The 22,595-nt window shown below is 62.2% G+C and carries 25 protein-coding genes; 12 read left to right on the forward strand and 13 right to left on the reverse strand.

The genetic code is table 11. The features are described 5' to 3' along the window. Nucleotides 1-252 precede the first annotated feature (252 nt). From AB8A27_RS00270 to AB8A27_RS00280, 3 genes are all read left to right on the forward strand, one after another. Nucleotides 253-381, forward strand: coding sequence for a hypothetical protein (locus AB8A27_RS00270; RefSeq protein WP_441240177.1), 129 nt, complete (start codon nt 253-255; stop codon nt 379-381). A 115-nt stretch (nt 382-496) separates the two neighbouring features. Next, complete coding sequence (locus AB8A27_RS00275; protein ID WP_441240178.1) at nt 497-688, forward strand: hypothetical protein; 192 nt, start codon at nt 497-499, stop codon at nt 686-688. Between the two features lie 129 nt (nt 689-817). Further along, entirely contained in the window at nt 818-1,000 is a 183-nt protein-coding gene (locus AB8A27_RS00280) for a hypothetical protein (RefSeq protein WP_441240179.1), read from the forward strand. A 402-nt stretch (nt 1,001-1,402) separates the two neighbouring features. Here the strand turns inward: AB8A27_RS00280 and AB8A27_RS00285 are convergent, their stop codons facing one another. From AB8A27_RS00285 to AB8A27_RS00310, 6 genes are all read right to left on the reverse strand, one after another. Then, nucleotides 1,403-1,723, reverse strand: a complete 321-nt coding sequence (locus tag AB8A27_RS00285; protein ID WP_441240180.1) for a hypothetical protein — start codon at nt 1,721-1,723, stop codon at nt 1,403-1,405. Nucleotides 1,724-1,916: 193 nt separating this feature from the next. Next, entirely contained in the window at nt 1,917-2,102 is a 186-nt protein-coding gene (locus AB8A27_RS00290) for a hypothetical protein (RefSeq protein ID WP_441240181.1), read from the reverse strand. A gap of 219 nt (nt 2,103-2,321) precedes the next feature. Then, complete coding sequence (locus tag AB8A27_RS00295) at nt 2,322-3,239, reverse strand: MBL fold metallo-hydrolase (RefSeq protein ID WP_441244785.1); 918 nt, start codon at nt 3,237-3,239, stop codon at nt 2,322-2,324. Between the two features lie 142 nt (nt 3,240-3,381). After that, the gene (locus tag AB8A27_RS00300) at nt 3,382-4,587 is read right to left on the reverse strand and encodes an NAD(P)/FAD-dependent oxidoreductase (RefSeq protein WP_441240182.1); all 1,206 of its coding nucleotides are present in this window, start codon (nt 4,585-4,587) and stop codon (nt 3,382-3,384) included. A gap of 122 nt (nt 4,588-4,709) precedes the next feature. Continuing rightward, the gene (locus tag AB8A27_RS00305; RefSeq protein WP_441240183.1) at nt 4,710-5,039 is read right to left on the reverse strand and encodes a hypothetical protein; all 330 of its coding nucleotides are present in this window, start codon (nt 5,037-5,039) and stop codon (nt 4,710-4,712) included. A gap of 101 nt (nt 5,040-5,140) precedes the next feature. After that, nucleotides 5,141-6,085, reverse strand: a complete 945-nt coding sequence (locus AB8A27_RS00310; protein ID WP_441244786.1) for a helix-turn-helix transcriptional regulator — start codon at nt 6,083-6,085, stop codon at nt 5,141-5,143. A gap of 400 nt (nt 6,086-6,485) precedes the next feature. Between AB8A27_RS00310 and AB8A27_RS00315 the strand changes: the two genes are divergently transcribed. After that, nucleotides 6,486-6,719 (forward strand): hypothetical protein, encoded by a 234-nt coding sequence (locus AB8A27_RS00315; protein WP_441240184.1) that lies wholly within the window; start codon nt 6,486-6,488, stop codon nt 6,717-6,719. Between the two features lie 23 nt (nt 6,720-6,742). On the opposite strand, the gene AB8A27_RS00320 is transcribed toward AB8A27_RS00315, so the two are convergent. Continuing rightward, nucleotides 6,743-7,183, reverse strand: coding sequence for an arsenate reductase/protein-tyrosine-phosphatase family protein (locus AB8A27_RS00320; protein ID WP_441240185.1), 441 nt, complete (start codon nt 7,181-7,183; stop codon nt 6,743-6,745). 146 nt (nt 7,184-7,329) lie between these two features. Between AB8A27_RS00320 and AB8A27_RS00325 the strand changes: the two genes are divergently transcribed. The 4 genes from AB8A27_RS00325 to AB8A27_RS00340 all read left to right on the forward strand — a co-directional run bounded on the left by AB8A27_RS00325 (nt 7,330) and on the right by AB8A27_RS00340 (nt 8,691). Next, nucleotides 7,330-7,767 (forward strand): hypothetical protein, encoded by a 438-nt coding sequence (locus tag AB8A27_RS00325; protein WP_115033904.1) that lies wholly within the window; start codon nt 7,330-7,332, stop codon nt 7,765-7,767. A 31-nt stretch (nt 7,768-7,798) separates the two neighbouring features. Continuing rightward, complete coding sequence (locus AB8A27_RS00330) at nt 7,799-8,041, forward strand: hypothetical protein (RefSeq protein WP_441240186.1); 243 nt, start codon at nt 7,799-7,801, stop codon at nt 8,039-8,041. 120 nt (nt 8,042-8,161) lie between these two features. After that, entirely contained in the window at nt 8,162-8,380 is a 219-nt protein-coding gene (locus tag AB8A27_RS00335) for a hypothetical protein (protein WP_092138851.1), read from the forward strand. A gap of 122 nt (nt 8,381-8,502) precedes the next feature. Further along, on the forward strand, nt 8,503-8,691 hold the full coding sequence (locus AB8A27_RS00340; protein WP_092138853.1) for a hypothetical protein: 189 nt from the start codon (nt 8,503-8,505) through the stop codon (nt 8,689-8,691). A 163-nt stretch (nt 8,692-8,854) separates the two neighbouring features. Here the strand turns inward: AB8A27_RS00340 and AB8A27_RS00345 are convergent, their stop codons facing one another. Continuing rightward, on the reverse strand, nt 8,855-9,859 hold the full coding sequence (locus tag AB8A27_RS00345; RefSeq protein WP_441240187.1) for a VOC family protein: 1,005 nt from the start codon (nt 9,857-9,859) through the stop codon (nt 8,855-8,857). A 196-nt stretch (nt 9,860-10,055) separates the two neighbouring features. On the opposite strand from AB8A27_RS00345, the gene AB8A27_RS00350 reads away from it, so the two are divergent. Next, the gene (locus AB8A27_RS00350) at nt 10,056-11,918 is read left to right on the forward strand and encodes a tannase/feruloyl esterase family alpha/beta hydrolase (RefSeq protein ID WP_441240188.1); all 1,863 of its coding nucleotides are present in this window, start codon (nt 10,056-10,058) and stop codon (nt 11,916-11,918) included. A 118-nt stretch (nt 11,919-12,036) separates the two neighbouring features. Here the strand turns inward: AB8A27_RS00350 and AB8A27_RS00355 are convergent, their stop codons facing one another. Both AB8A27_RS00355 and AB8A27_RS00360 read right to left on the reverse strand, forming a co-directional pair. Then, entirely contained in the window at nt 12,037-13,635 is a 1,599-nt protein-coding gene (locus tag AB8A27_RS00355; RefSeq protein ID WP_441240189.1) for a hypothetical protein, read from the reverse strand. Nucleotides 13,636-13,688: 53 nt separating this feature from the next. Next, nucleotides 13,689-14,981 (reverse strand): adenylosuccinate synthase, encoded by a 1,293-nt coding sequence (locus AB8A27_RS00360; protein WP_441240190.1) that lies wholly within the window; start codon nt 14,979-14,981, stop codon nt 13,689-13,691. 475 nt (nt 14,982-15,456) lie between these two features. Here AB8A27_RS00360 and AB8A27_RS00365 point away from each other — a divergent pair, with 475 nt between their 5' ends. After that, nucleotides 15,457-15,978 (forward strand): FecR domain-containing protein, encoded by a 522-nt coding sequence (locus AB8A27_RS00365; RefSeq protein ID WP_441240191.1) that lies wholly within the window; start codon nt 15,457-15,459, stop codon nt 15,976-15,978. Between the two features lie 36 nt (nt 15,979-16,014). Next, nucleotides 16,015-17,919 carry a CHASE2 domain-containing protein gene (locus AB8A27_RS00370; RefSeq protein ID WP_441240192.1) on the forward strand — a complete coding sequence of 635 codons (1,905 nt, stop codon included), beginning with the start codon at nt 16,015-16,017 and terminating at the stop codon, nt 17,917-17,919. Between the two features lie 44 nt (nt 17,920-17,963). On the opposite strand, the gene AB8A27_RS00375 is transcribed toward AB8A27_RS00370, so the two are convergent. From AB8A27_RS00375 to AB8A27_RS00385, 3 genes are all read right to left on the reverse strand, one after another. Next, nucleotides 17,964-20,525 (reverse strand): autotransporter family protein, encoded by a 2,562-nt coding sequence (locus tag AB8A27_RS00375; protein WP_441240193.1) that lies wholly within the window; start codon nt 20,523-20,525, stop codon nt 17,964-17,966. A gap of 574 nt (nt 20,526-21,099) precedes the next feature. Beyond that, complete coding sequence (locus AB8A27_RS00380; protein ID WP_441244787.1) at nt 21,100-21,291, reverse strand: hypothetical protein; 192 nt, start codon at nt 21,289-21,291, stop codon at nt 21,100-21,102. Between the two features lie 164 nt (nt 21,292-21,455). Next, a complete protein-coding gene (locus AB8A27_RS00385; RefSeq protein WP_092138872.1) occupies nt 21,456-21,665 on the reverse strand; it encodes a cold-shock protein in 210 nt (69 codons plus the stop codon). 222 nt (nt 21,666-21,887) lie between these two features. Between AB8A27_RS00385 and AB8A27_RS00390 the strand changes: the two genes are divergently transcribed. Next, nucleotides 21,888-22,589 carry a class I SAM-dependent methyltransferase gene (locus AB8A27_RS00390; protein ID WP_441240194.1) on the forward strand — a complete coding sequence of 234 codons (702 nt, stop codon included), beginning with the start codon at nt 21,888-21,890 and terminating at the stop codon, nt 22,587-22,589. The last annotated feature ends 6 nt before the right edge of the window (nt 22,590-22,595 follow it).

Below are 22,595 nucleotides of genomic sequence, written 5' to 3' on the forward strand. Positions count from 1 at the left end.
GCAGCCTCGTCATGTGATGGACAGATGCCGAAACGACGAAATGCGCGACGCAGCATAGGCCGCGTCACTTAACGCTATTCCGTTCGGATCATTGAATTAAGGCACGGCCAAGCACGGCCGGTAATGCACTTGATCAAGCGTGCGCCCTTTATCCGGGAATAGCCATCATTATCTTTGCGAGCAGGCTGATATAATAAAACCCTTCGTCAGGCTGCAACGTGCTACTGCTCTTGTTCACACACGGAGCACAAAATGGCCAAAGGAAATCGCGAAGCCAAGAAGCCCAAGAAGGTTGCGGTAAAGACGATCGCTGCTGCTGAAAGTATGAAGGGCGGTGGCCCGAAGGTAATGCCGACGCTTGGTGCTGCCAAGAAGAAGTAGCAGGAGCGTATTGCGAGATACTCGCTGCTTTCCGTGCAGCGACTTCGCATTTTCCCGACGACGTTCAGTAATCGAAAAATCGCGAGATGAAAATCTTGAGGATCAAGGGAGATCGATGTCCAACAAAGCTGCGATTCGAGATGCCTATGGCGTTCCAGCTATTTTTGCAGGATCTAAAACCGGCCGGGAGGACGCGCCCTTCGTGTTCATCAATGTCGGTGGCGAGGAACGTCGCATGAGAGCCGCCGAGTGGGACGCTCTACCAGCCTGGCAGGGAGATCGCCCGGCCTGGGCGATGAAGAGTTGATCTGATCAAGACGCTTGCAGCGCTGCGTTTCCGAAACAGATTTGAATCGCTCGGACGCTTCTGAGCAGAGATGGACCATGGGTGATAGCAATCTCTAAACCGACTCCGATCGATGGTGATCATCTGCGAGTGGCGTTCGACATCCGTTACGGAACACGACGCATCTCATGCTCGCTCACCACCAATTTCCAGACCAAAGAGCTGGCGAAGCGGTACTTTCACACCAATAGACCGCTGATCGAGCAAATGGCGCGCAATCAGGTTGAGCAGCGTGGCGCTCTCAACGGCGAGGTCGATCTTGAAATCGCATGATGATCAGGACACGTCTTGAAAACACTCCTTTCCCGACACGACCTCGAACGCGCGGCACTTCTACAGATCCGTAGTTGTTACGGGTGCGAAGACGTGACGTCCGTTCTCGTCGATGAAATCGCCGACCCCCGTTTTGAAACAAACTGGTCAATTCTATCGATTAAACGGGCAAGCGATGTTCAACTACGGCTTACAGCAGAATTGCATACCGTGCGGGCAATTGAGGGAACGCAACAAAGGCTTCGTAAGCTTTACAATCTTCAGGCCGATTGATTCTCAACGTCCGTACACACGTCACAAGGTTCGCTTGCAGGCCTTCGGAGCAAAGCGAACCGTCCACTTTGAAGGTGTTTGCGTGAAAGGGCTTGACCGTTCTCGCCATATGGCGAGGCGTCCAAGCGGTTATTTGTTCAGCGAACCGACGGGTATATCCAGAGTGTAAGTAAATCCCGAGCGCGGATATGCCAGGCGCACGGTACCACTGAGTTGCTGTCCCAACGATTCCATCATGCGTGTGCCAAAGCTGCGGCGACTGGGCGGGTTGACGAGCGGGCCGCCAGTCTCGATCCAGCTTAGAGACAGTTTTTCCGATGCCTGGTCGATCTTCCATTCGATCTTCACAAAACCGCTCGGGTCCGACAGGGCTCCGAACTTGGTGGTGGCGAATTGCTCCATGTCACCCCGCAGTCGCGCCGGTGACGAGGTAACCATGAAAATCATCATTTGCGAGACATCGCTGCAAGACTTTCAGCGATTGACTGCGCTTGCGCGTGCGACGGACGATGTGGTCATACGTGCCGACTACTATCGGCTGGCGGAGCGTTGCCGCGAACACATCAAGGATGCGCTACCGTGCTTGCCGCGGCAGCACTGAACTAAAAGCTGACGCCGTCCCGATAAGGCGGCATCGCAACCTTTAGCTCTGATGCGGGCCCTGCATCATCTTCATGGCATCCTTCACGTGGCGCCACTCGTTGGCTTCTTCCACCTGACCTTTTTGCTCGCATGTCTGTGCATTCTGAGCGGCATGAGCGATGGCCTCGCCGCCGTGCCGATCCAGCATCTGGCGGGCGATGGTGTGGATTTGCATCTCGGACATCATTTGCTGTCTCCCGATTTTTCCCAGCCAGGGAAAGCCGGTCCCGCTGGAACCGAGCCGGCCCGGTATCTTTGAAAACGGTGGAACAGCCCATCTCGTTCCCGGAAAAACCGACCTGCCAAGCGACAAAGGGAAATGATGATCATCGAGAAAAGGCGGCCTGCAGCACGCGACGCGTCTGCAGGCCCGTTGGCGTTACTTCACGATATACCTCACAAGCGATCAGTAGTCCCAGGAGATCGGAACCCAGCGGAACGCGTCGCCATCGATCGCCACGTGGCCGGCGGACGGGAACGGCAGATGGGTCGCGACCAGTAATTCGCCGCTGGCCGCCAGCTCCCGCAACAGACGGGTCCGCACGCGCGCAGCTTCTTCGGGATCGTGCTCGAAACCGTTGTGCCAATCGGGTTGGTCAAACCCGACCGTGAACACGGCGTCGCCGGCGAAGGTCAGCGCGTCGCCGCCGGATGCCAGGCGGACCACACTGTGTCCGGGCGTGTGGCCGCCGGTCCGACGCACGATGACTCCCGGCGCCAGTTCGTGCTCGTCGGTGAATGTCCGAAAATGCTTTCCATATTCGGCCATGAACCGCTTGGCGGTCGCCCGCAGCGCGTCCGGGAATCCCGGTGGCATTTGGGTGTGAGAGAAATCAGGCGCTTTCCAGAATTCGACCTCGGCGGCAGCGACGTGGATCCGCAGATCCGAACGCAACTGGTCCTTCACCCCTTCGACGAGAAGTCCGCCGATATGGTCCATATGCAAATGCGTCAGCACGATATCCGTGACGCATGCAAGATCGATCTCGGCAGCTGCCAATCGCTGGATCAACTGTCCGGCCCGCGGCAAATGCAGGTCCGGGTCCAGTCCCAGCCCGGCGTCGACAAGAATAGTCTGCTCGCCACTCTGCACGACGACCACGTTCAGCGGCCAGTCGAAAGCGTCCGGCGGCAGGAACATGTCGCGCATCCAAGCGGCCCGGACGGCGGGGTCTGCGTTATGTCCCAACATGGAGGTTGGGAGCGGCAGCACGCCATCGCTAACCACCAGCACGTCGATGTCACCGATCTTCACTGCATAGCGCGAGGGGACCAGTTCGTTGCGCCCCGACCTGACGGGGGCCGATGTCGTAGCAAGGTTCATGTGTTTCTCCTTCTGGTTATTTTGCGGGGTGTTTTGCCGAGTGGCTTGAATCGTCTGTGTCATCTGTAAGTCCTCCTGGTTGGTGGGTTGCGAGATCTTGCCGCGCTCCGGTCTGGAGCGCGGTTCTTCCTGGGTGAGGCGGTTAGAGATCGGTCACACGCTCGGGATCGGCCGAGGCGAGAGCGGCGGCACGCTCGGCCTTGGGCGGATAAATCCAGACGGTGTTGATTTCCTGCTTGGTCTTCTTGGCGACGTCGCCAACCATCTCGACCTTGCGATCCCAGCCGCGCGTGAACAGTGCGCCGGCTTCGCCGAGGTCGAGACAGGTGACATAGGCCTTCTGGTGATATGGCCTGGTCGACATGCGCAGGAGTTCGGCGGCGGCATTGTTGCCGGCAAAGGCGCCCATGCGCGTCGCATGCTGGCACGACATCAGCGCATAGTTGCCGACATCGTCGCTGGCCGCTCTGGCGGCATCGCCCGTGGCAAAGACGCCGGGTACCGAGGGGACGCGCAAATCGCGATCGACCAGCAGCCGGCCGAAATTGTCGCGCTCGGCAGGGATCTGCGTGGTCAGCGGCGCGGCGCGAATGCCCGCCGCCCAGATCACGGTCTCGGCGTCGATGCGTTCGCCGTCGGAGAGCGTGATGCCGGAATTATCCAGCGAGGCAACGCCCGCACCGAGCCTCGTCTCCACACCGAGTTTGCGCAGCGCTTCCTCGATGATGGGACGCGGACCCTCGCCCATGTCGGGAGCGATCGCACTGTTTCGCTCGACGATGATAACGCGCGGCCTGGCGTCCTTGCCGAGGATCGCGCGAAGCCGCGCCGGCATCTCGGTCGCCGCTTCGATTCCCGTGAAGCCGCCGCCGGCCACAACGACCGTATCGCGTCCGTTCGACGCCGGCCGTTTGGCCAGGCCATGCAGATGCTTGTCGAGCGCGATCGCATCGTCGAGATTGTCGACGCTGAAGCCATGCTCCGCGAGACCGGGAATATTCGGACGGAACAGCCGGCTGCCGGTCGCGACGACCAGCCGATCATAGGCGAGCGACTGTCGCTTATTGTTGGCGGTCGCGACCTGCACGATACGGGATGCGGTGTCGATCGTCTCGGCGCTGCCTTTGATATAGACGACATCGATAGCCTTGAGGACATCCAGCAAAGGCGCCGTCAGGGTTTCGGGCTTCGGCTCATAGAGCCGCGGACGAACGACCAGTGTCGGCTCGGGTGCGACCAGCGCGATCTCAAGCTCTTCGGGCGACACGCCCTTGATGTCGCGCAGGCGGGCTGCGGAGAGTGCGGCGTACATGCCGGCGAAGCCGGCCCCTATGATGACTATTCGCATGTGATTTTCTCCTTGGGTTTAAGTTGCTCGGCAGTACGCGCGTCAGCGCCGCCGCTTCTCACCTGCGGCAAATTTGTTGCGATCAACGATGACGCGAAGAAGGGAAACGACGAGGTGAGCCCCTATGGAGGGGAACAGTCCAGCATCGACGCCAGTTGCATGGGACGTTCACATTCGGCGCGGCAGATTCGCGGAACCAGCGGCCGGTCACGGTGAAAGATGATCGGCTGAGCGGAGGTCAGCAGCCGGTCGTTCAAAGCCTGGATGTCGTCGCTCACGATGATGGACAACGAAGGGGTGCTGTCTTGCGCGGTCTGCGCTGGCTTCTCGGCCTCTTCGCCCGTCGATGTCGTCAGTCGAATGGTCAGTGAAAGTCCATATATCAGAGAGCTCGTGACGACTCTCCGTCGCGGTATCATTGCAAGTGGGTCGACGAAGGTCTTCCAGGCCATTGTCTGTCTCCGTCCGTTATTGGCGTGGGCACGGTGATGATCTAGCTGATCGGATCTGCAACTGCCCCAGAGCGATTGACGTACCTGTCGAGAGATTGCTGCTAACGCGTCCGTCGTCGCCAATCGCTTGGGCTTTCGCCGGTCAGCTTCCTGAACGCAGCTGCGAAGGCTGTCTGCGACGCATAGCCAAGCGCCGCTGCCACCGACACGACCGATGCGTCGGTGTCGCGCAGCATGTTCATGGCCTGCTCGAGCCGGTGTTGGCGCAGCCAGGCATGTGGTGAAAGCCCGGTGCTTTCCTTGAAAGCGCGGCAGAAGTGAAAGCGCGACAGGCCGGCATCCGAGGCCAAAGCGGAGAGAGAGACGTCCGTATCGCTGTCGGAGCGCAAACGTTCGATGGCACGTAGCAGCGTCTTCGGCGCCAGGCCGCCTACGGTCTGCTGGAACGCGGCTGGCGCGCCGGTATGCGCAGCCAGCAGGCGCGTGGCCAGAAGATCCGTCACTTGTTGCCTGAACAGGGCGTCCAGGGCCGCGTTGCCCTCCAGAACATCCGCCGCACTTATGAGCAGCCGCGATGTGATGGGGTCGGGATGCGCCGTTCGCTCCAGAAGGTCACCAGGAGCTGCCATGTCGGCTTCGTTGGCAACGCGCTCGAGTATTGTGTGCGGAAGATAGAGCTGAACGACATCAACAGGTTTCGGAATATCCCATCGGGAGCTCGACCCTTCTGGAATGATGATCACAACCCCGGGACGAAACGTTCCAATCGCAACCGATCTTCCTGAGCGCCGCTCCATGCGCTGCATCGAACCGTTGTACGCCATGATGACGTGATGGGTCATGGGCTCAACGACGTCGTGCAAGGGCTCGTGTTTCCAGTGGGCGATTCCGGCACCGGAGGAATCCAAAGCCATGTGAAACGGTGTGGTCCCGAGCACGCGGGCCATCTCCGCATCGGCAGAACGCCGGTCGGCATGGGATGGAGTTTCCTGGGGCGCTTCAGATGTCGCTGCCGGGTCATTCAAACGATCGTGGGGCTTGGTCATGGACATGCACCCGCATCCGGCGTTCGTGTGCGTCCGATGAGACCGGTCTCGCCTAAGACGAAAATCCTCATAGTTTTCCCCCGCTTGTTCGGGCCATCCGTGGCCTTGCTCCTGAAAGCACGGCCAGAATGCGCGCCTGCGGGCGGGAAAGCCTTGCAGGCATCTTGAATTGCCGTTGAGTTTTCCTTGGCTTCTTGTGCAATCGCTGCGCGGACGTGCAGTTTTCATTCGAAAATGATTGCCTGGACGCCGAACGGCGCACGTTCACGTGAAGCGCCGAGCGCGTCGCTGCTGGGCCGAAGCCGTTCGATCTGCTGCTGTTTCTGGACCCGAACGGGCACAGGCCATCATTGAACCCGCCATACTGGTCCCGCGTCTCATCGGACGAGGAGCCATGTCGATGTCCGAGCCAAGCCCCGTTCTGGAATTCATCATGCAGGCGCTGGCATCGAGGCCGGAAGAGCGAGGCATTCTGTTTTACGTCGTACTGACATTTACCGTCGGCATCGCCATTGCTGCGCTATGGCCGTTCGGCGGTACGCCGGGCGATGTTCTGACTGGCTACGGGATCGTCGTGGCAACGATCGGCAGCGGCGTGTTGCTGGTGAAGTGGTTCTTTCACAGCATCAATTGAGCAGCGCCGACACGGCTGCCCACTCACACTTTGGCAAGTCGTTGCACCAGGGCCTCTGTGAGCACTTTCAGCTCACCCAGCGCGACATCGGGAGGCGCCACGTCGATGTCATGCACATGCCAATAGGTCACGCGATCTTCCCAGCCCGGAAAACGCTCCGCCAGCAAGGTGCGGTGCTCAGCCTCTTTCACGGCTACCACCATATCGGATGCTGCAAGCGCATCATGCGTGCAGACCGCCGGCATGCGCGATGCGCCGAGGGGCGAGATGCCATCGATCGTCAGCGCGTCGATGGTCTGCCATGCCATCGGGCCGACATTGTCCTTGCCCCGCTCGATGGCCAGGGCGTGCGACGTCGCCTCCCAGTCCAGACCGGCGCGGGGCGCGAGGTGATTGAAGAGTTCTTCGGCATAGCGGCTGCGATAGTAGTTGCCGGTGCAGAGGAAGAGGACGGTCCTGGCCATGGCCGAGTGTGTTTTGTCGGGCCTGCATTTGTCAATTGCAGCACCCTCGCCGCCCACGTGGCGCCGAAGGCCCATGGACCCCGTGGCCATTTTGCTGGATTGTGCCGTCCTTGCGCCCAACGAATCATTCTTCAGAGGACCCCTTCATGTCGCGCTCGCTTTTCCGCACCACCCTCGTCGCCGCTCTCGCTTTGATCGGCGCAAGCGTTTCCTCTGCAGCTTTCGCCGATAGCGGCACGATCCGCATCAATGTGCTGAAGGGCGGCTGGTTCATCGGCGCATCGGGCGGTTCGGGCACGCTGACCTTTCGCGGGCGGACCTATCCGCTGTCGATCGGCGGATTGAGCGCGGGCCTCGTCTTCGGCGCATCGCAGACCTATCTGTCCGGCCGCGTCAGCCGCATCAACAGCCCCGGCGATGTGGCCGGCGTCTATGGCGCAGGCGGCGCAGGTGCTGCCGTCGGCCGCGGCGTTAGCGCCATCGTGCTCACCAACGAGAAAGGCGCGCTGCTGGAATTGAGCGGTCGCCAGACCGGATTGATGGTCAATGCCGATCTCTCGGGCCTCGCCATCTCTCTGAAATAAGCGGCGAACCCTCAAGCGGAGCACGGACGCCTTGCTGCAAGGCGCCCGCGCAAACACATATCCGCGAACCGACGCGCCGGCGCGCGATAAAGCGCATTCGGGAATAGCGCTTTATCAAGCTGCCTATTCAGCGAAATCGCAGGGGTTATCGATCGCGCAAATGTGCACGCGACGTCATCGCGGCTTCACATTTGCTAAAGATTGTATCGATCTCTTCTTGCGCGCTCGTGTGCAGCGCAATGCGCTCGGCGCGATGTCGCGCAACACCGCATGAAGGTTCAAGACCACGCTTCAAAACAATGTCATTAGCCGTCATCGACGTTTCATCGGACGGGCCAAGATACGCCCCAATGCGCCAGCACGGTCCGCGCAGCTCGAAACGACGGAGTGTATCATGACGACCGACCCGACACCGAAGTTCGACGCAAGTTATGTGGCCACGCTGCGCCAGGTACTGGATATCGCCGTGCAGCAGATCGCCGTGCAGCATCGCACGCCGGCGACGAAGGCGATGATGGCGGAGACCATCGTGCGCCATGCGGCCGGCGGTATCACCGATGCCCATGCGCTCGTGTCGCATGCCGTGACCGCAGGCGCGAACGGCGCGCCGTAACATTGCTGCGCAATCGTTCGCAACGCGAAGAACGGAACCTGCCACGTATTTGATGGCATGCCGCCACGTCTTCGCCAAACCGGGCAGCGAAGTTCCATCGAAGCCGATGGAAAACCACACTGATGATTATGGCAGAAAATTATTTCAGAGACCGTGCGGACGATTGCAACCGCCTCGCCCGCGAGGAAAGCGATCTGGAGATGCGCGGCATGCTCTGCGATCTCGAGCTGGATTATCGCGCCAAGGCGCTCCATGCCGCAGCGCAGGGCTGGCGCGACGCGCCGCGGTATTTCGAATTGGCTGAGGCGTAGGGCGCGATTCACGCCGTCGTCCCCGCCTAGTGCGCCGAAGGCGCACGCGGGGCGGGGACCCATACACGCCTGAGAAATAGTTTAGAGCAGTCGATATAGCTCTGCCGTTTCAACCATACTGACCGTGGTTGTGGGTCCCCGCCTTCGCGGGGACGACTAGACCTTACGCCTTCACGAGCCGTACCTGAGTGCCCCAGGGATCGGCGATCGCAACCCCATCCGCGATCGACTCGCCTGACAGGCCCGCTGCCGCAAGGCGGCGCTTGCGGTCGGCCATTACGGCATCATCGGCAATACGGAGCGAGAACCAGGCGAGCCCGGTCTCCTGCGCATTGCGCGGACCGCTACCGGCGCTCTGCCAGGTGTTGATGCCGATGTGATGGTGATAGCGGCCTGACGACAGGAAGGCGACACCCGGCCGGCCGAGCCGCGTCGGCTCCATCCCGATCAACCCCTCATAAAAATTGCGGCCGCGCGCGACGTCGCCAACGCGCAGATGCATGTGGCCGATCCGCAGCGCCTTCGGCGCGGCGTGATACTGATCGCGGGTCGTATCCGTCTGCGCCACGATATTGTCGATGTCGAGCTGGTCGGTCCCCATGGTGACCGTGTCGCCGGTCCATTTCCACGCTGACGGCGGCCGATCCGAATAGACCTCGATGCCGTTACCCTCGGGATCGGTGAGATAGGACGCTTCGCTGACGTGATGATCGGCAAAACCGTCGAACGGCGTGCGCGCCAGCGCGGCATGGATCAGCCAGCGTGCGAAATCGGCGCGGCTCGGCATCAGGAACGCGGTGTGAAACAGCCCGGCCGTGGTCTGCGCTTCCAGCGGCGCATCGGGCCGATGGATCAGATGCAACAGCGCCACGCCATCGACGCCGAGCACGACCTCGGTCTTGCTCTCGCTGATGGTGCCGAGCTTCAGCAGATCCGTGTAGTAGCTGCGCATCTTGCCGAGGTCGCGGACACGAAGCGCGGCCGCACCGATCCGCATCGGCGTCTGCTGCGCGAAGGGCAGCGGTGCGACCGCCAGCGGTGCAACCGCTAGCGGTGACGACGAGGCCGCGCCGGGAGCGACGCCGCCCTCGGCACGCACCGCGCCCATCAGCGCGGCCTGGCTGGCAGCAAAGGCAGCGAGCTTCATCACCTGTCGGCGCGTGGTCATGCGGAGGTCCATGGCAGAAGAGCGGATCATTGTGGATAGCAGGCGACCCTACAGGGTCAAATCACATCGCTGTAGGTCCAGTCCACGCGGGCTTTTTTAACATAATGTTACGCTCAAGCCTCGTTTTGGTAGTTGATCGCAGAGACGAAGTGAGGAGAACTCACCCCAACAAAAAACAGGACAAACGGGAAACGCCATGTCGACTGCCCCCCACATCATCCGTGATGACAACCGCGCGCGTGCCGTCGTGACGGCGATGGCCTTGTTGGCTGCACTGTGCGGCACCACGGTCCCCGCTTCCGCACAACAGCTTGCCTGTGATGACGGTATCAAGGCCGCATTTCATCCCGATGAGGCCACCACCGTGGTGGCTGTGCGGGCGATCAAAAAGGGCGAGGAACTGGTCGCGCAGGATTCGCCTCGCCCGATCACCATGGCGGCGGACATGTGCCTGGTGAAGCTTCTGGTCGGTCCAGGCTTCACGGCGGAAAAGGACAAGGCTGCGCGCTCCTGGTCCGAGGGCATCGGCATCGAGGTCTGGCTGCCCGCTCCGGCGAACTGGAATACGCGCATCCGCAATTACGGCGGCGGCGGATGGGTCGGCGGCGGCCATCGCACCGCCGACAAGATCGGCAGCAAGGTACCGGCTCTTGTGAACGCCAATATGGGTTATGCGTCGGGCACCACCGACGCGGGACAGCCCTGGTATCAGGATGGCTCCTTCACCTTTCTCTCCGACGGCAAGGTCAATACCGAAGGGTTTCGCGACTTCTCGATCCGCGCCATGGTCGAGCAGGCCGTGAAAACGAAAGCACTTGCCACGCTCTATTACGGCAAGGCCCCGGCTTACACTTATTACGATGGCCATTCGCAGGGCGGCCGGCAGGGCATGAAGATCGCCCAGGACTATCCCGAGCTCTATGACGGCTACATGATCGCCCAGCCGGCGCTGAACATCCCGCAATTCGGCACGGCCGGGCTGTATCCGCAGATCGTGATGAAGACCGAGCTTGGCTTCACCGCACTCGACAAGCCCAAAGCCACCGCCTTCGCCGCCAAGATCGACGCCGCCAACAAGCGCGCGCTTGCGGCCTGCGACAAGGCCGGGATCGGCTTCCTGCTCGATCCGTTCGCCTGCGATTACGATCCCGCGCGCGATGCCGCGGCCCTCTGCAGCGGCGAAGCCGGCCAGGGCGTCACCGGCAGCAATACCGATGGGGCAACCTGCATGAGCCTCAAGGAAGCGATGGCGCTCGACCGGATCTGGTTCGGCGCGACGCCCGATGGCAGCTACGACGCTGCGCAAAGCACCGACAGCCGCAGCGGCAAGGCGCTCGGCACGAAGCAGGTGTGGTGGGCCTTCACCAGGACCACGGCGATCACCGGGCAGATCACCGGCGCGTCCGCCGATAGCGCGGCTCTCGCCTTGCAGGATGTTCGCTACGCTGCCGATGCCAGTGCCACCAACCCGTCGAACATTCCGTTCACGACGCGCGCGACCACCGAGCGCAACAAATGGCAGGAGCTCAGTTACGCATCACTCGCCGATACGGTGAGCAAGTCTGTCGCCCTGCAACCCACCCTGTTCAGCAATCTCGGCACCGACAAGGCGGATCTCGGCAAGTTGCGCGATCTCGGCCGCAAGGTCATCGTCTATAGCGGCCTCGTCGACGACGCGATCCCGCCCGCCGGCAACGTCAACTATCACGAGCGCGTCGTCGCACAGATGGGCGGCCACGCCGAGGTGCAGAAGTTCATGCGGATGTATCTGCTGCCCGGCTCGGCCCACAGTTCGCAGGGCCGCGCCTATACGGTCGGCGGCCAGAACGATTCCGTGCCGCTGCCGAAGCTTCCCGGCAATGCCAACCAGACGCCGACGCGCGAGCAGGATCAGTTCTTCACGGCGCTGACGGACTGGGTCGAGAAGGGAGTCGCGCCTGGCGAGATCGCACTGACGTCACGCGACAGCAAGTTGAGCTATCCGGCTTGCGTCTATCCGCTACGCACGGTGTGGAATGGTGGAGCGGTGACGGACGCGGGAAGCTTTGGCTGCAAGTAGCTGTCACTCGTTGCCGTCATTGCGAGGAGCACTTGCGACGAAGCAATCCAGTCTTCGCTTGCGGCTCTGGATTGCCACGTCGCTTCGCTCCTCGCAATGACGGCCGAGAGGCTGGCGCTTACTCGCCCCAGGCCGCGAAGGCCTCGTTGAAGGCACGCTCGCCGGGCGAGCCCTTCTCGATGGCGATGATGGCGCGGCGCTGGTTGGTATAAACCAGCGGGATATCGAACCATGACCGCTCCTTCAGGAGCTGCAGGTTGCGTGTGCGATCACTCTCGACATTGCTGAGACCGACGAGGAAGAAGCCGTCGGTGACCTTGACCGCGAGACCAGCCAGCGGCGTACCGCGCGCCTGCTCGTTCGACTTCATCAGCACGCCCGGAACATTGGCGATGCCGCCGCCGGCGAAATCGGGCGGCAGGACGAAAGTGAGTTCGGCCGTGTGGCTGGCGGGCAGCGACGTATCGGTGTTGCGGCGGAACGACATGGTCATCTTGAACTTGCGTTCGGGAATCTCGATGTCGGCGCGCACGGCGATGTCGGCCGGCTTGCCGCCGGTGCCCTTGATCTGCTCGGTGCGCCAGACCACCGTACCGACATATTGCCGGCCCTTCGGCTCGGCCGGATCCTCGTCATACAGAACGACGCGCTGCGCGACCGGCGCAATCTGATCCGATGACGACGGCTGACCGACGCGATCGGCGATTTTCGGCCGCGGCGCCAGCGGCGCATCCTTGTTGTCGGTGACGACGGGCGCCGAACCACCGGCGAAACCGCGCACCATCTTGTTGATCGTCGGCCAGCCCAGAATCACGGCGCCAATCAGGATCATCACGATGCCGATCAGAAGCGCGGTCTTGAACGGGAAACCGCCGCTGACGCGCCTCGGCTTCGGAGGCTTGGGCGGCTTCGCCTTCTTGCCCTTGGAATCCTTGATGCGCGACGGCGGCACCTGCGACTCGTCGCCGGTCTGCTCGTCGTAAGCCGTCTCGTCGTAGCCGAACGCCTCGCTGCGCGCTTCCATGCTGGGTTCGAGACGATCGAATTCCGGCGTCGGCGACGGCACGTTGGCGTAGGTTTTTCGCGCGGCCCGGTTGGCTTGGGCGGCGGCGCGGCCGAGATCATCGACATCGGCGGTGACGTCGCGGAAACCGCGCATCGCGGCATCGCCCTGGTCGCCGCGATCATTGCGGGCCGGCGGCGGCGTATTGTTATCGGAGCGGCGCGGCGTGCCTGACCGTTCGCGGGCTGGCGGACCGTTCGGATCCTGTGCACCGGCATTGGGTGCCTGCTGCTTTGGAATCGGCGGCGGATCGACGCGCAAGGTGCGCGGCGGACGCGGCTCTTCCGGGGCGCGCGGAGACGGCGGTGTCGGCGTGATCGGCTGACGGCCGCGCGGCGACGGCTCGGCCGGCGTGGCACCGGCACGCGGCCCGGCATTGCGGAACGCATCGCCGGCGCGCGGCTTGCCATCCGACGGCGGACGCGAAGCATCGCGGGCGCGCTGGGCCGCCTCGGACTCGACCTTGCGGACGGCCTCTTCGAGCGACAGCCGCTCCCTAGTGATTTCCGACTCGCTGAGCGGCGGCTCGACACTGCGCAACTGGGCAATCAGAGCCGTGCGGGCGCGCTCATAGAGCGCGCGCCGCTGCTCACCGGGAGCACTGGGGTCCAGTCCGGCGATGGCACGGGCGATCAACGGGTAGTAATCAGCCATCTCGACTCAATGTTGCGGGTGCATCAATTTGGAGGCTATCCGGTAACAGTCCGTTAAGCCTCGAACGGGTTTTGCACCAGGATAGTATCCTCGCGTTCCGGGCTCGTGGAAAGCAATGCAATCGGGCAGCCAACCAATTCCTCGATCCGGCGCACGTATTTGATCGCCTGTGCCGGCAGATCGGCCCAGGAGCGGGCATTGGCCGTCGGCTCTTTCCAACCTTCGATGGTCTCGTAGATCGGCTCGATCCGGGACTGGGCACCCTCGCCGGCCGGCAGATAGTCGATCTCCTTGCCGTCGAGCTTGTAGCCGACGCAGACCTCGATGGTGTCGAAGCCGTCGAGAATATCGAGCTTGGTCAGCGCCAGGCCGTTGATGCCGCAGGTGCGGACAGTCTGTCGCACCAGCACCGCATCGAACCAGCCGCAGCGACGCTTGCGCCCGGTGTTGACGCCGAATTCCTTGCCGCGACGGCCGATCTCTTCGCCGATCTCGTTGAGCAGTTCGGTCGGGAACGGCCCCTGGCCGACACGCGTGGTGTAGGCCTTGCAGATGCCGAGCACATAGCCGACCGCGCCCGGGCCCATGCCGGTACCGGTCGCTGCCTGCGCCGCCACGGTGTTGGACGAGGTAACATAGGGATAGGTGCCGTGATCGACATCGAGCAGCGCGCCCTGCGCACCTTCGAACAGGATGCGCTTGCCTTCGCGGCGCTTGCCGTCGAGCAGCCGCCAGACGGCTTCGGCGTAAGGCAGCAGCACCGGCGCGAAGGCGGCGAGCTCCTTGACGATATCGGCCGTGTTGAATTCGGCGAGGCCGAGACCGCGGCGCAGCGCATTGTGATGCGTCAGCAGGCGATCGACCTTGTGCGGCAGCGTGGCGAGATCGGCGAGATCCATCAGGCGGATCGCACGACGACCGACCTTGTCTTCATAGGCCGGGCCGATGCCGCGCTGGGTGGTGCCGATGGCGGTGGCCTTGTTGGCATTCTCGCGGAGCGCATCGAGCTCGCGATGCAGCGGCAGAATCAGCGTGACGTTTTCGGCGACGCGCAGATTGTGCGGGCCGACATCGACGCCCTGGCCCTTCAGCTTGGCGACTTCATCGACGAAGGCCTGCGGGTCGAACACCACGCCATTGCCGATCACCGAGAGCTTCGACTGGCGCACGACGCCCGACGGCAGCAACGCCAGCTTGTAGGTCTGGCCGTTGATGACCAGCGTATGACCGGCATTATGGCCGCCCTGATAGCGGGCGACGACATCCGCCTGGTCCGACAACCAGTCAACGATCTTGCCCTTACCCTCGTCGCCCCACTGGGCGCCGACGACGACAACATTGGCCATTTGGCGCTAGTCCTCTGAAAAATACACGCGTCGAAGCGTGATCAGCGCGGAAAACGGTCTGCCGTTTGCCGGATCACGCCCAGGCATCTGCCTAAACGCGGCCAATGATCTTGGTTGCCCAAGCCTTCCAGGACGCTGTCTGCGATGCAAAACGGGAATAAAGGAAGCGCGGGGGGAAAACAAGCACGAACGCCCCAAAAATGGCCTCGTCGGCCCCATGCAAACCTTTGATATCCCCTGAAAATCCGGGGCGATGTGGCGAGATTGCGGCAGCGCTCGCGGCCCGATTGCTGAGAATGCCTCTCAATCTCACATGGTCGTGAGATGAGGCCTATCAATGGAAATCTGCCCTCGTTGTGCCGCTGCGTCGCCCTATATGGGTACCTCCGAGCGTTAATTACACCGCTCGCCCGCAGACGTTGAACGGAATCCCGCGCCGCCCGCCTTACCTATGGGGCGTTCAGGAGTGACCATCATGACCCATTCAATCAGGCTGGCGGCGGCCATGATTGCTGCGGCGTGCCTGTATGGCAGTGCTGTATCGGCGCAGCAGGCCGGCCCCGGCTGCACATCGAGCCAGCCAACCGGCGGCCCGCAAACCCTGCGCTGCAGTGGCGTGACGATCATTGCTGAAAACGGCGCGCGCTTCACACTGCTCGATCGCGACCGCAACGGCCGTATCGACGGCGTCGACCTGCAAAGCAAGGCGGTTTTCATCGACGCCGCCAAACAGAAAGCCGGCAAAACCTTCGAGGTGATGACACCGCAAGCGATTGCCGCGGTGCGTGGCACCAGCTGGGCGGTGGACGCCGAGGGCAGCAAGACTTCCGTCTTCGTCGAGACCGGTCGCGTCGGCGTCAGGCGTGTGACCGGCCGCGGCAGCGTGACTCTCAGCCCCGGTGAAGGCGTCGATGTCGATGCATCGGCGACACCGCTCGAGATCAAGCGCTGGCCCGCGCCGCGTGTCGCCGCATTGATGGCAAGGCTTGGTCGTTAAAGAGGCTTGGACGTTAAGAGGCCCGGATACACGACGATGATGAAGGCCAGCATATTGCAGACACCGCTCGCCATGATCCTGGCGGGGGTGTGGGCGGCAGCGCTGGCCTTTGGTCACAACCGCGGCGATGTCGGCTTTCTCGATCGTCTCGAAGCGACGCTGACCGACCTGCGCATCCAGATCCGCGGCGTGAAGAAACCGCCCGATCTCGTCACCATCATCGCCATCGACGATCAGGTCGCGCGCGAACAAGGCAGCTATCCGCTGCCCCGTGCTACGCTAACGAAGATCGTCGAGGAGATCGCGCGCTACAAACCGAAAGTGCTCGCACTCGATCTGCTGCTGGTCGATGCCGGCGCGGCGGACACCGACGCCGCACTGGCACAGGCGCTCGGCAAGACCAACACCGTCATCGCCGCGGCGGCGCTGTTCAGTGAGTCCAAACAGACCGTAGCCACCAAGGAGGCCGGGCCGCTCGCGGACCTGCCGGTGGCGGCGGGATTTCTGCTGCCGCTGAAAGTCTTCGCCGATCAGGCCACCGTCGGCGTGGTCAATCTCAACACCGATAGCAGCGGCGTGCCGCGCTCGATGCCGATGCTGATGCGCTCGGCTGATCGTGTGATGGTGTCGATGCCGCTGCGTGTCGCATCCGCCGCCTCGCGCGACGACACCCAGATTGGCGAGTCTAATTTCTCCCTCGCCGGCAGCCATGTTCCGACCGATGTCGGCCATTTGCTGCCGATGTCTTTCTATGGGCCGCACGGCACGATCCGGACGATCAGCGCATCGGAGGTTCTGGCGGGCAAACTCCGCCGCGCCGATGTCGAGGATCGCGTCGTCGCCATCGGTGTCACCGTCAGCGGCGGCGGCGACTTCTTCTCCACGCCGTTCGATCCGGTGATGCCCGGCGTCGAGGTCGTGTCGACCGCGATCACGCATCTGCTCGCCAAGGACACGTTGCTGCGCAATACATCCATCCGGATGTTCGATGCCGGCTTCGCAATCGTCCTGGCGATCCTTTGCATCGCCCTGCTCGCCTGGCGACGCAATGCCGTCGGCCTCATTACGATCGTCGCCGTCGTCGCGCTGTGGGCCGTGATCAACACCATCGCCTATGGCCACGGCATCTGGATGAGTGCTGCATTGCCGCTGGCGGCGGCCATGCCGCCGGCGATGGCATTCGGCGCGCTGCAGATCTGGAGCAGCCGGCGCAGCGTGCAGCATTTCGCCGCCCGCAGCGATCTATTGCGCCAGTTCCAGGCGCCGGGCCTGCGCGAATGGCTGATCAAGAATCCGGACTACCTGTTGCAGCCGGTGCATCAGCATGCCGCCGTCGTCTTCATCGATCTCTCTCACTTTACGCGGCTCAGCGAGACGCTCGGTGCAGACGTGGTGCGCGACCTGCTGAAGTCCTTCCATGCGCTGATCGATCAGGGGACCCTCGCCCATGGCGGTGTAGTGACAAGCTTCATGGGCGACGGCGCGATGATCCTGTTCGGACTGCCTGTCGTGGCCGATGATGATCCAGCCCGTGCCGCTCGCTGCTGTATCGACCTCACGACGCGCACCGGCACATGGATAGCCGGTCTTCCGCCCGAGATCGCCAGCCAGATCGGATTCAAGATCGGCGCGCATTTCGGCGATATCGTTGCATCGCGCCTCGGCGGCGCGAGCTACCAGCACATCACCGCGACCGGCGACACCGTCAATGTCGCCAGCCGGCTCATGGAGGTCGCGGCTGGTCACGGCGCTGAAGTGGCCGTCAGCGATGACCTGCTGCGCCGCGCCGGTGACGACTGCCCGATGCTGACCACCGGCACCCTGTCCGGCCCGACAGAAGTTCAGATCCGCGGCCGCAGCACTGGCGTGAGTGCGTGGTTCTGGTGCAATAGCGAGCCCATGCAGGCGATCGATCGCTACATCGTCAACGGCGGCGCGTGACGCGGTCCAGATGACCCGTCACACCGCCGAGCCGATCGCATCATTCACCACACAACGCGGAAACCGCCGGTGCCCTTGTAATTGCGGCTGTTCGAGCTGCCGTTGAGGCTGGCATTGTAGGAGAGCTCACCGAAGATAGCGTAGCGCCCGTTGGCCCAGCTATAGGCGCCACCGCCGCCGATGCTGCCCCACAGCCGGTCTTGCGCATTGGCGAAGCTGGTGCCGGCAACATCGACATTGGTGCCGTTGAGGAACTCGTAGCGCAGATTGCCGATGCCGTAGACGTCGGATCGCATGATGCCCGTGCCGTCGTTCCAGGTCTTCTGATGATTGAGCGCGAGTCCGGCGCGGCCGAGCAGGCTGTCACCATTGCGCAACGACACCGGCGCACCGAACCGATCGGTGAAATTATCGAACTCTGCCCTCGAATAGGACAGCTGCGCCTGCGGCGTCAGTGACCAGCCGTTGCCGACGAAGAACCGCTTGCCGGCTTCGGCGCTGAACGCATAGCCGACCCCTTCATTGCCGTGGGTCAGGCTACCGACCAGCGCGGACGACAGATCGCTGCGATAGAACATCGACTGCGCCTGACCGTCGACATAGACGCCGTTGTCACCATACCAGGTCAGCGTGCCTCCGACGCCGGCTCCCTCGACGCGAATACGACCATTGCCGAAGGTCGACGCGACATTGGCGGTCGTCAGGCCATATTGCGCCGTGAGACCAACGATCAGCCGACCGCGCTCATTCTCCAGCGCGAGGCCATCCAGGCCCGCTTGAATTTTCAACTGATCGGCCTTGGTGGTCGAACCGGTGGCGTTGGAGGGCTGCAGATCGGAATGCCCGCCTTCGATGCGGCCCCAGAATGCCGTCGGCGCCGAAGACGTCTCACCCGGCACCGGCGCGACGCCGGCGCGCGCCATGGCATCGCTGCCGCCCCAATAGCGATTGCCGACACGCTGCTGCAGAGTCGGCAGATCGTTCATGCCGAGCAGCACCTGCGCATAGTTCTCGTAGAGCGGAACGCCCGGTTGATACAGCGGCGCGGCCGGCACCGGCGTGGCGCCCGGTGCTGCGGTCGGCGGATCGATCAGGCTTGAACGCAGATACCAGTCGCCGTCGGCGGGATTGCTGACGCCGTTCTTGCGCAGCGTATAGGCATAGGCGCCGGCGACCACTGCCTGCTGGCCCTGAATGACATAATCACCGAGCAACGAAAACGCGCCGTTCGACGCGCCGCCGACATCGACGATCTTGATGCCTTCGACGGTTTGAGCACCAGTGCCGCCGACATTGATCACCCGCACATTGGTGCTGCCTGCGGTGTTGCCCGTGACGACAAGCCGATCCGTCGGCGAGGAATCGCCACCCAGCGCCGTCTCGATCTGCAACGTGCCGCCATTGCCGGTGTAGTTGCCCGCGACGGTGAGCGTTCCGATGGAGTTACCGGGTGCCACGATACCCGCGTTCGATGTATCGCAGACCGTCCCGGTGCCTTGCAACGTGCCGCCGGCCAGCACGTTCATGGCGCCACACACGCTGCCGTTGACGCTGAGCGTGCCGCCGCTCACCGTGGTTCCACCGGTGTAGGTGTTGACGCCGGCCAGGGTCTGCATGCCGCCGCTGACCGTCAGTGCGCCGGTGCCGGAGATCACGCCGGCGAACACATCGCTCTTCGCATCGGTGATGGCCAGATTCTTTGCGCCGAGCGTGACGGCGCCGCTGCCGGCGAGGCTCTGAATGCTCGTGCCCGCCGCAGTAATACCCGAGACATTGAAGGTTGCATCTACGACCACCCGGCTCGATGCGCTAATCGAGCCAGTACTGGCAAGCGCAAGAGTGCCGACCTGGATCATCGTCGGCCCCGTATAATCGCTGGATACCCGGAGATTTAATGTGCCGGCGCCGATCTTGGTCAATCCACCGACACCGGAAAACCCGGAGCCCGCGCCCACAGTGAAAGCCTGGGTGTCAATGGTCAGGCCGCCCGCGGCAATATTGAGGTTGCCTGGCGAAAATCCGCTGATGAAGAAGTTGTTGTTTATCCTGGCTCGCAGAATGGCATTATCGAAATTGACCTGGCCGGTTCCAACAGCGACGCGCGCGAGGTTATTAGTCTCGAGCCTGCTGCCTCCATTGATGTTGAGCGTGCCTGTGCCGCCGGCGAAGGTCCCCAAAGAGACCCCTGATTGGGCCACTACTGCAGCGCCGTTCTGAATGTTAAGGGTACCATTGCCGCTGGCGCCGAGGTTGATCTGGCTGCCGGATGTAATCCACTGCGATCCGGCTCCCGTGACCGTCACGGTGCCGTTGCTTCCGCCCGCGACTCCAATCACAAGGCTCGCGCCGCTGCTCGTCAGCGTGCTCCCGTTCTGAATGGTGAGGCTGCCGGTTGAACCAGTGTTCACGCCGACGGAGATGTTTCCGGTCGTTCCGGCCGCGGGACCAGTGACGCCGAGCACAGTCGGGTTTGGCGACGTCGTGTCGATAGTGACACCGCCGGCGATCGGGACCACACCACCCGACCAGTTGGCTCCGGCCGTCCAGTCGTTGCTTGTCGTTCCGGTCCAACTTTGGGCGGCGACCGAACCGACGGACAGAGCCATCAGCACCATCGCCGACGCACTTGCCAAGAGCGAGCGAAGCAATCGCGTTCCGTGGCTGTCAGGCGCGGATCGCCGAGGCCGATCCGGAGTCTTGTGGCGCACGTCATCTGGCTGTCGCCTGACCGTCACAGCCCCGATGCATTCGCGCATGCGCTATTCCAGTTTCGATTGCGTCCACACCGTTCGAGGATGCGGATGTTAGTTGCCGTGCAGTCTGCGAAGAACACCTGCGAAGCTAAATGAGCTGAAACAATCAGACAACAATCGAAACGTCTTCATCCCGAACAAACACGCGGCGTGTGCCGTTTGCGCAACGAAAGACGCTTAACAAAGTCTTGCGGGGATCAGATCCAGTCATCCGCCTTTGTTCGACGATCGGCGCGCAAAGCCGGCGATGTCGCCTGTTGGCACGCGATACACCTTATGCGAGGTCCTGCGTGAGTCCGGCCTAAGTATCAAAGCGAAATTTTATCAGCCACTCTGGATTGATAGCTCAAGCCCAGCACACCTTTGATCGTGGATTGTCGCCGAGACGATTCCGCAATTACGTGCACTGAGTGGGGAGACGGCAGCGCTACGAAACAGCCTGCTCGCTCGCGATGGCGCGATCGATGGCGTCGATCACGTTCTGCAACTCCATAAACTTCATGCGCGCCCGTTCCGCATTGTCGCGATTGAACGGTGCAGCGAGAACTTTCGCATGCGCATCGCGGTCTTCAACCATGCGCGCGCGAGCAGCCTTGAGCGTATCCAGACGTTCACTCATCATGGCCTCATCTCCTGATCGGACGCCGACATATGGTAACAACAACGAAGCCCGCCGGTGAACATCACCGACGGGCTTCATCACTTCCAAATATCATGCGCTTGAGCGCGATATGTCGATCAGCAGATCCCAGTACATCCGTGGTAATCGGCCGATCTTCAATCTCAGATGGCGCGCAGATCTTCCGCGCTGGTCTTGCCGCGCATCTTGTCAGCCTTGGCTTCGAAAGAAACCTTCTGGCCTTCATTGAGCGAACCCAATCCGGCCCGTTCGACTGCACTGATGTGAACGAACACATCCTGGCCGCCGTCATCAGGCTGAATGAAACCGAAACCCTTGGTCGCGTTGAACCACTTAACTGTACCGACTGTCATAACTATTCTCCAAGATGCGCGAATGCGCGAACCCTACGCGACATCGCGTGAGCCCGATCCGATTTCAACGATGTCTTGGGGAATGGAGCCGATACCGGCGCGGTCAACAAGGCAGAGCATATATTCGAATAACCGTAATATAAGTGATACTCATCTAATTAGCAAGGCCAATGATCACCAGCTGATTTCACACGTCTCTAACGCAGTGAAAGGAGCCCGCGCGTGAACACACCAAAGCCACGATTGCCGGTTCTGGCCGAACTCCGCTTCGCCGAACGACAGCGTGAATTCGACGGCCTCGACCTCGCGGAACGCTTCGCGCTGATCCATCGCACCAATCTGTGGGGCGCAGAAACCTCCCAATCCGGTCTCGGCTCAGAGCTGAACGCGACATCATCGCTGCGACGAGAGTTGTCACAGCTTCTCAAGCGCCTCGAGATCACAACACTCCTCGATCTGCCCTGCGGTGACTTCACCTGGATGGCTCAGATGGATCTCAGAGGCATCACCTATCTCGGTGCCGACATCGTGCCCACGATCATCGCAGCGAATGATGCGCGCTACGGGCGTCCGGGCCAGATCGCGTTTCGCCAGCTCGATCTCGTCAGCGATCCCTTGCCCGCTGTCGATCTGGTGCTATGCCGCGACTGTCTGGTGCATCTATCATTCACCAACATCAAGCGCGCCATTGCCAATCTGAAACGCTCCGGAGCCTGCTGGCTGCTGACCACGACATTCCCCGAGGCATCAGCCAATCGCGACATCGATGACGGCGACTGGCGCGTGCTGAATCTGCAATACGCGCCGTTCCTGTTTCCCGCGCCTGAGATCGTGATCAACGAAGGCTGTACGGAAGCCGGTGGTGACTATGCCGACAAGTCGCTCGCGTTGTGGCGCGTGAGCGACCTGCCGGACGGGACGTGAATTCAG

The sequence above is a fragment of the Tardiphaga sp. 768_D3_N2_1 genome, from assembly GCF_052076105.1.
In the GTDB taxonomy this organism is placed as follows: Bacteria; Pseudomonadota; Alphaproteobacteria; order Rhizobiales; family Xanthobacteraceae; genus Tardiphaga.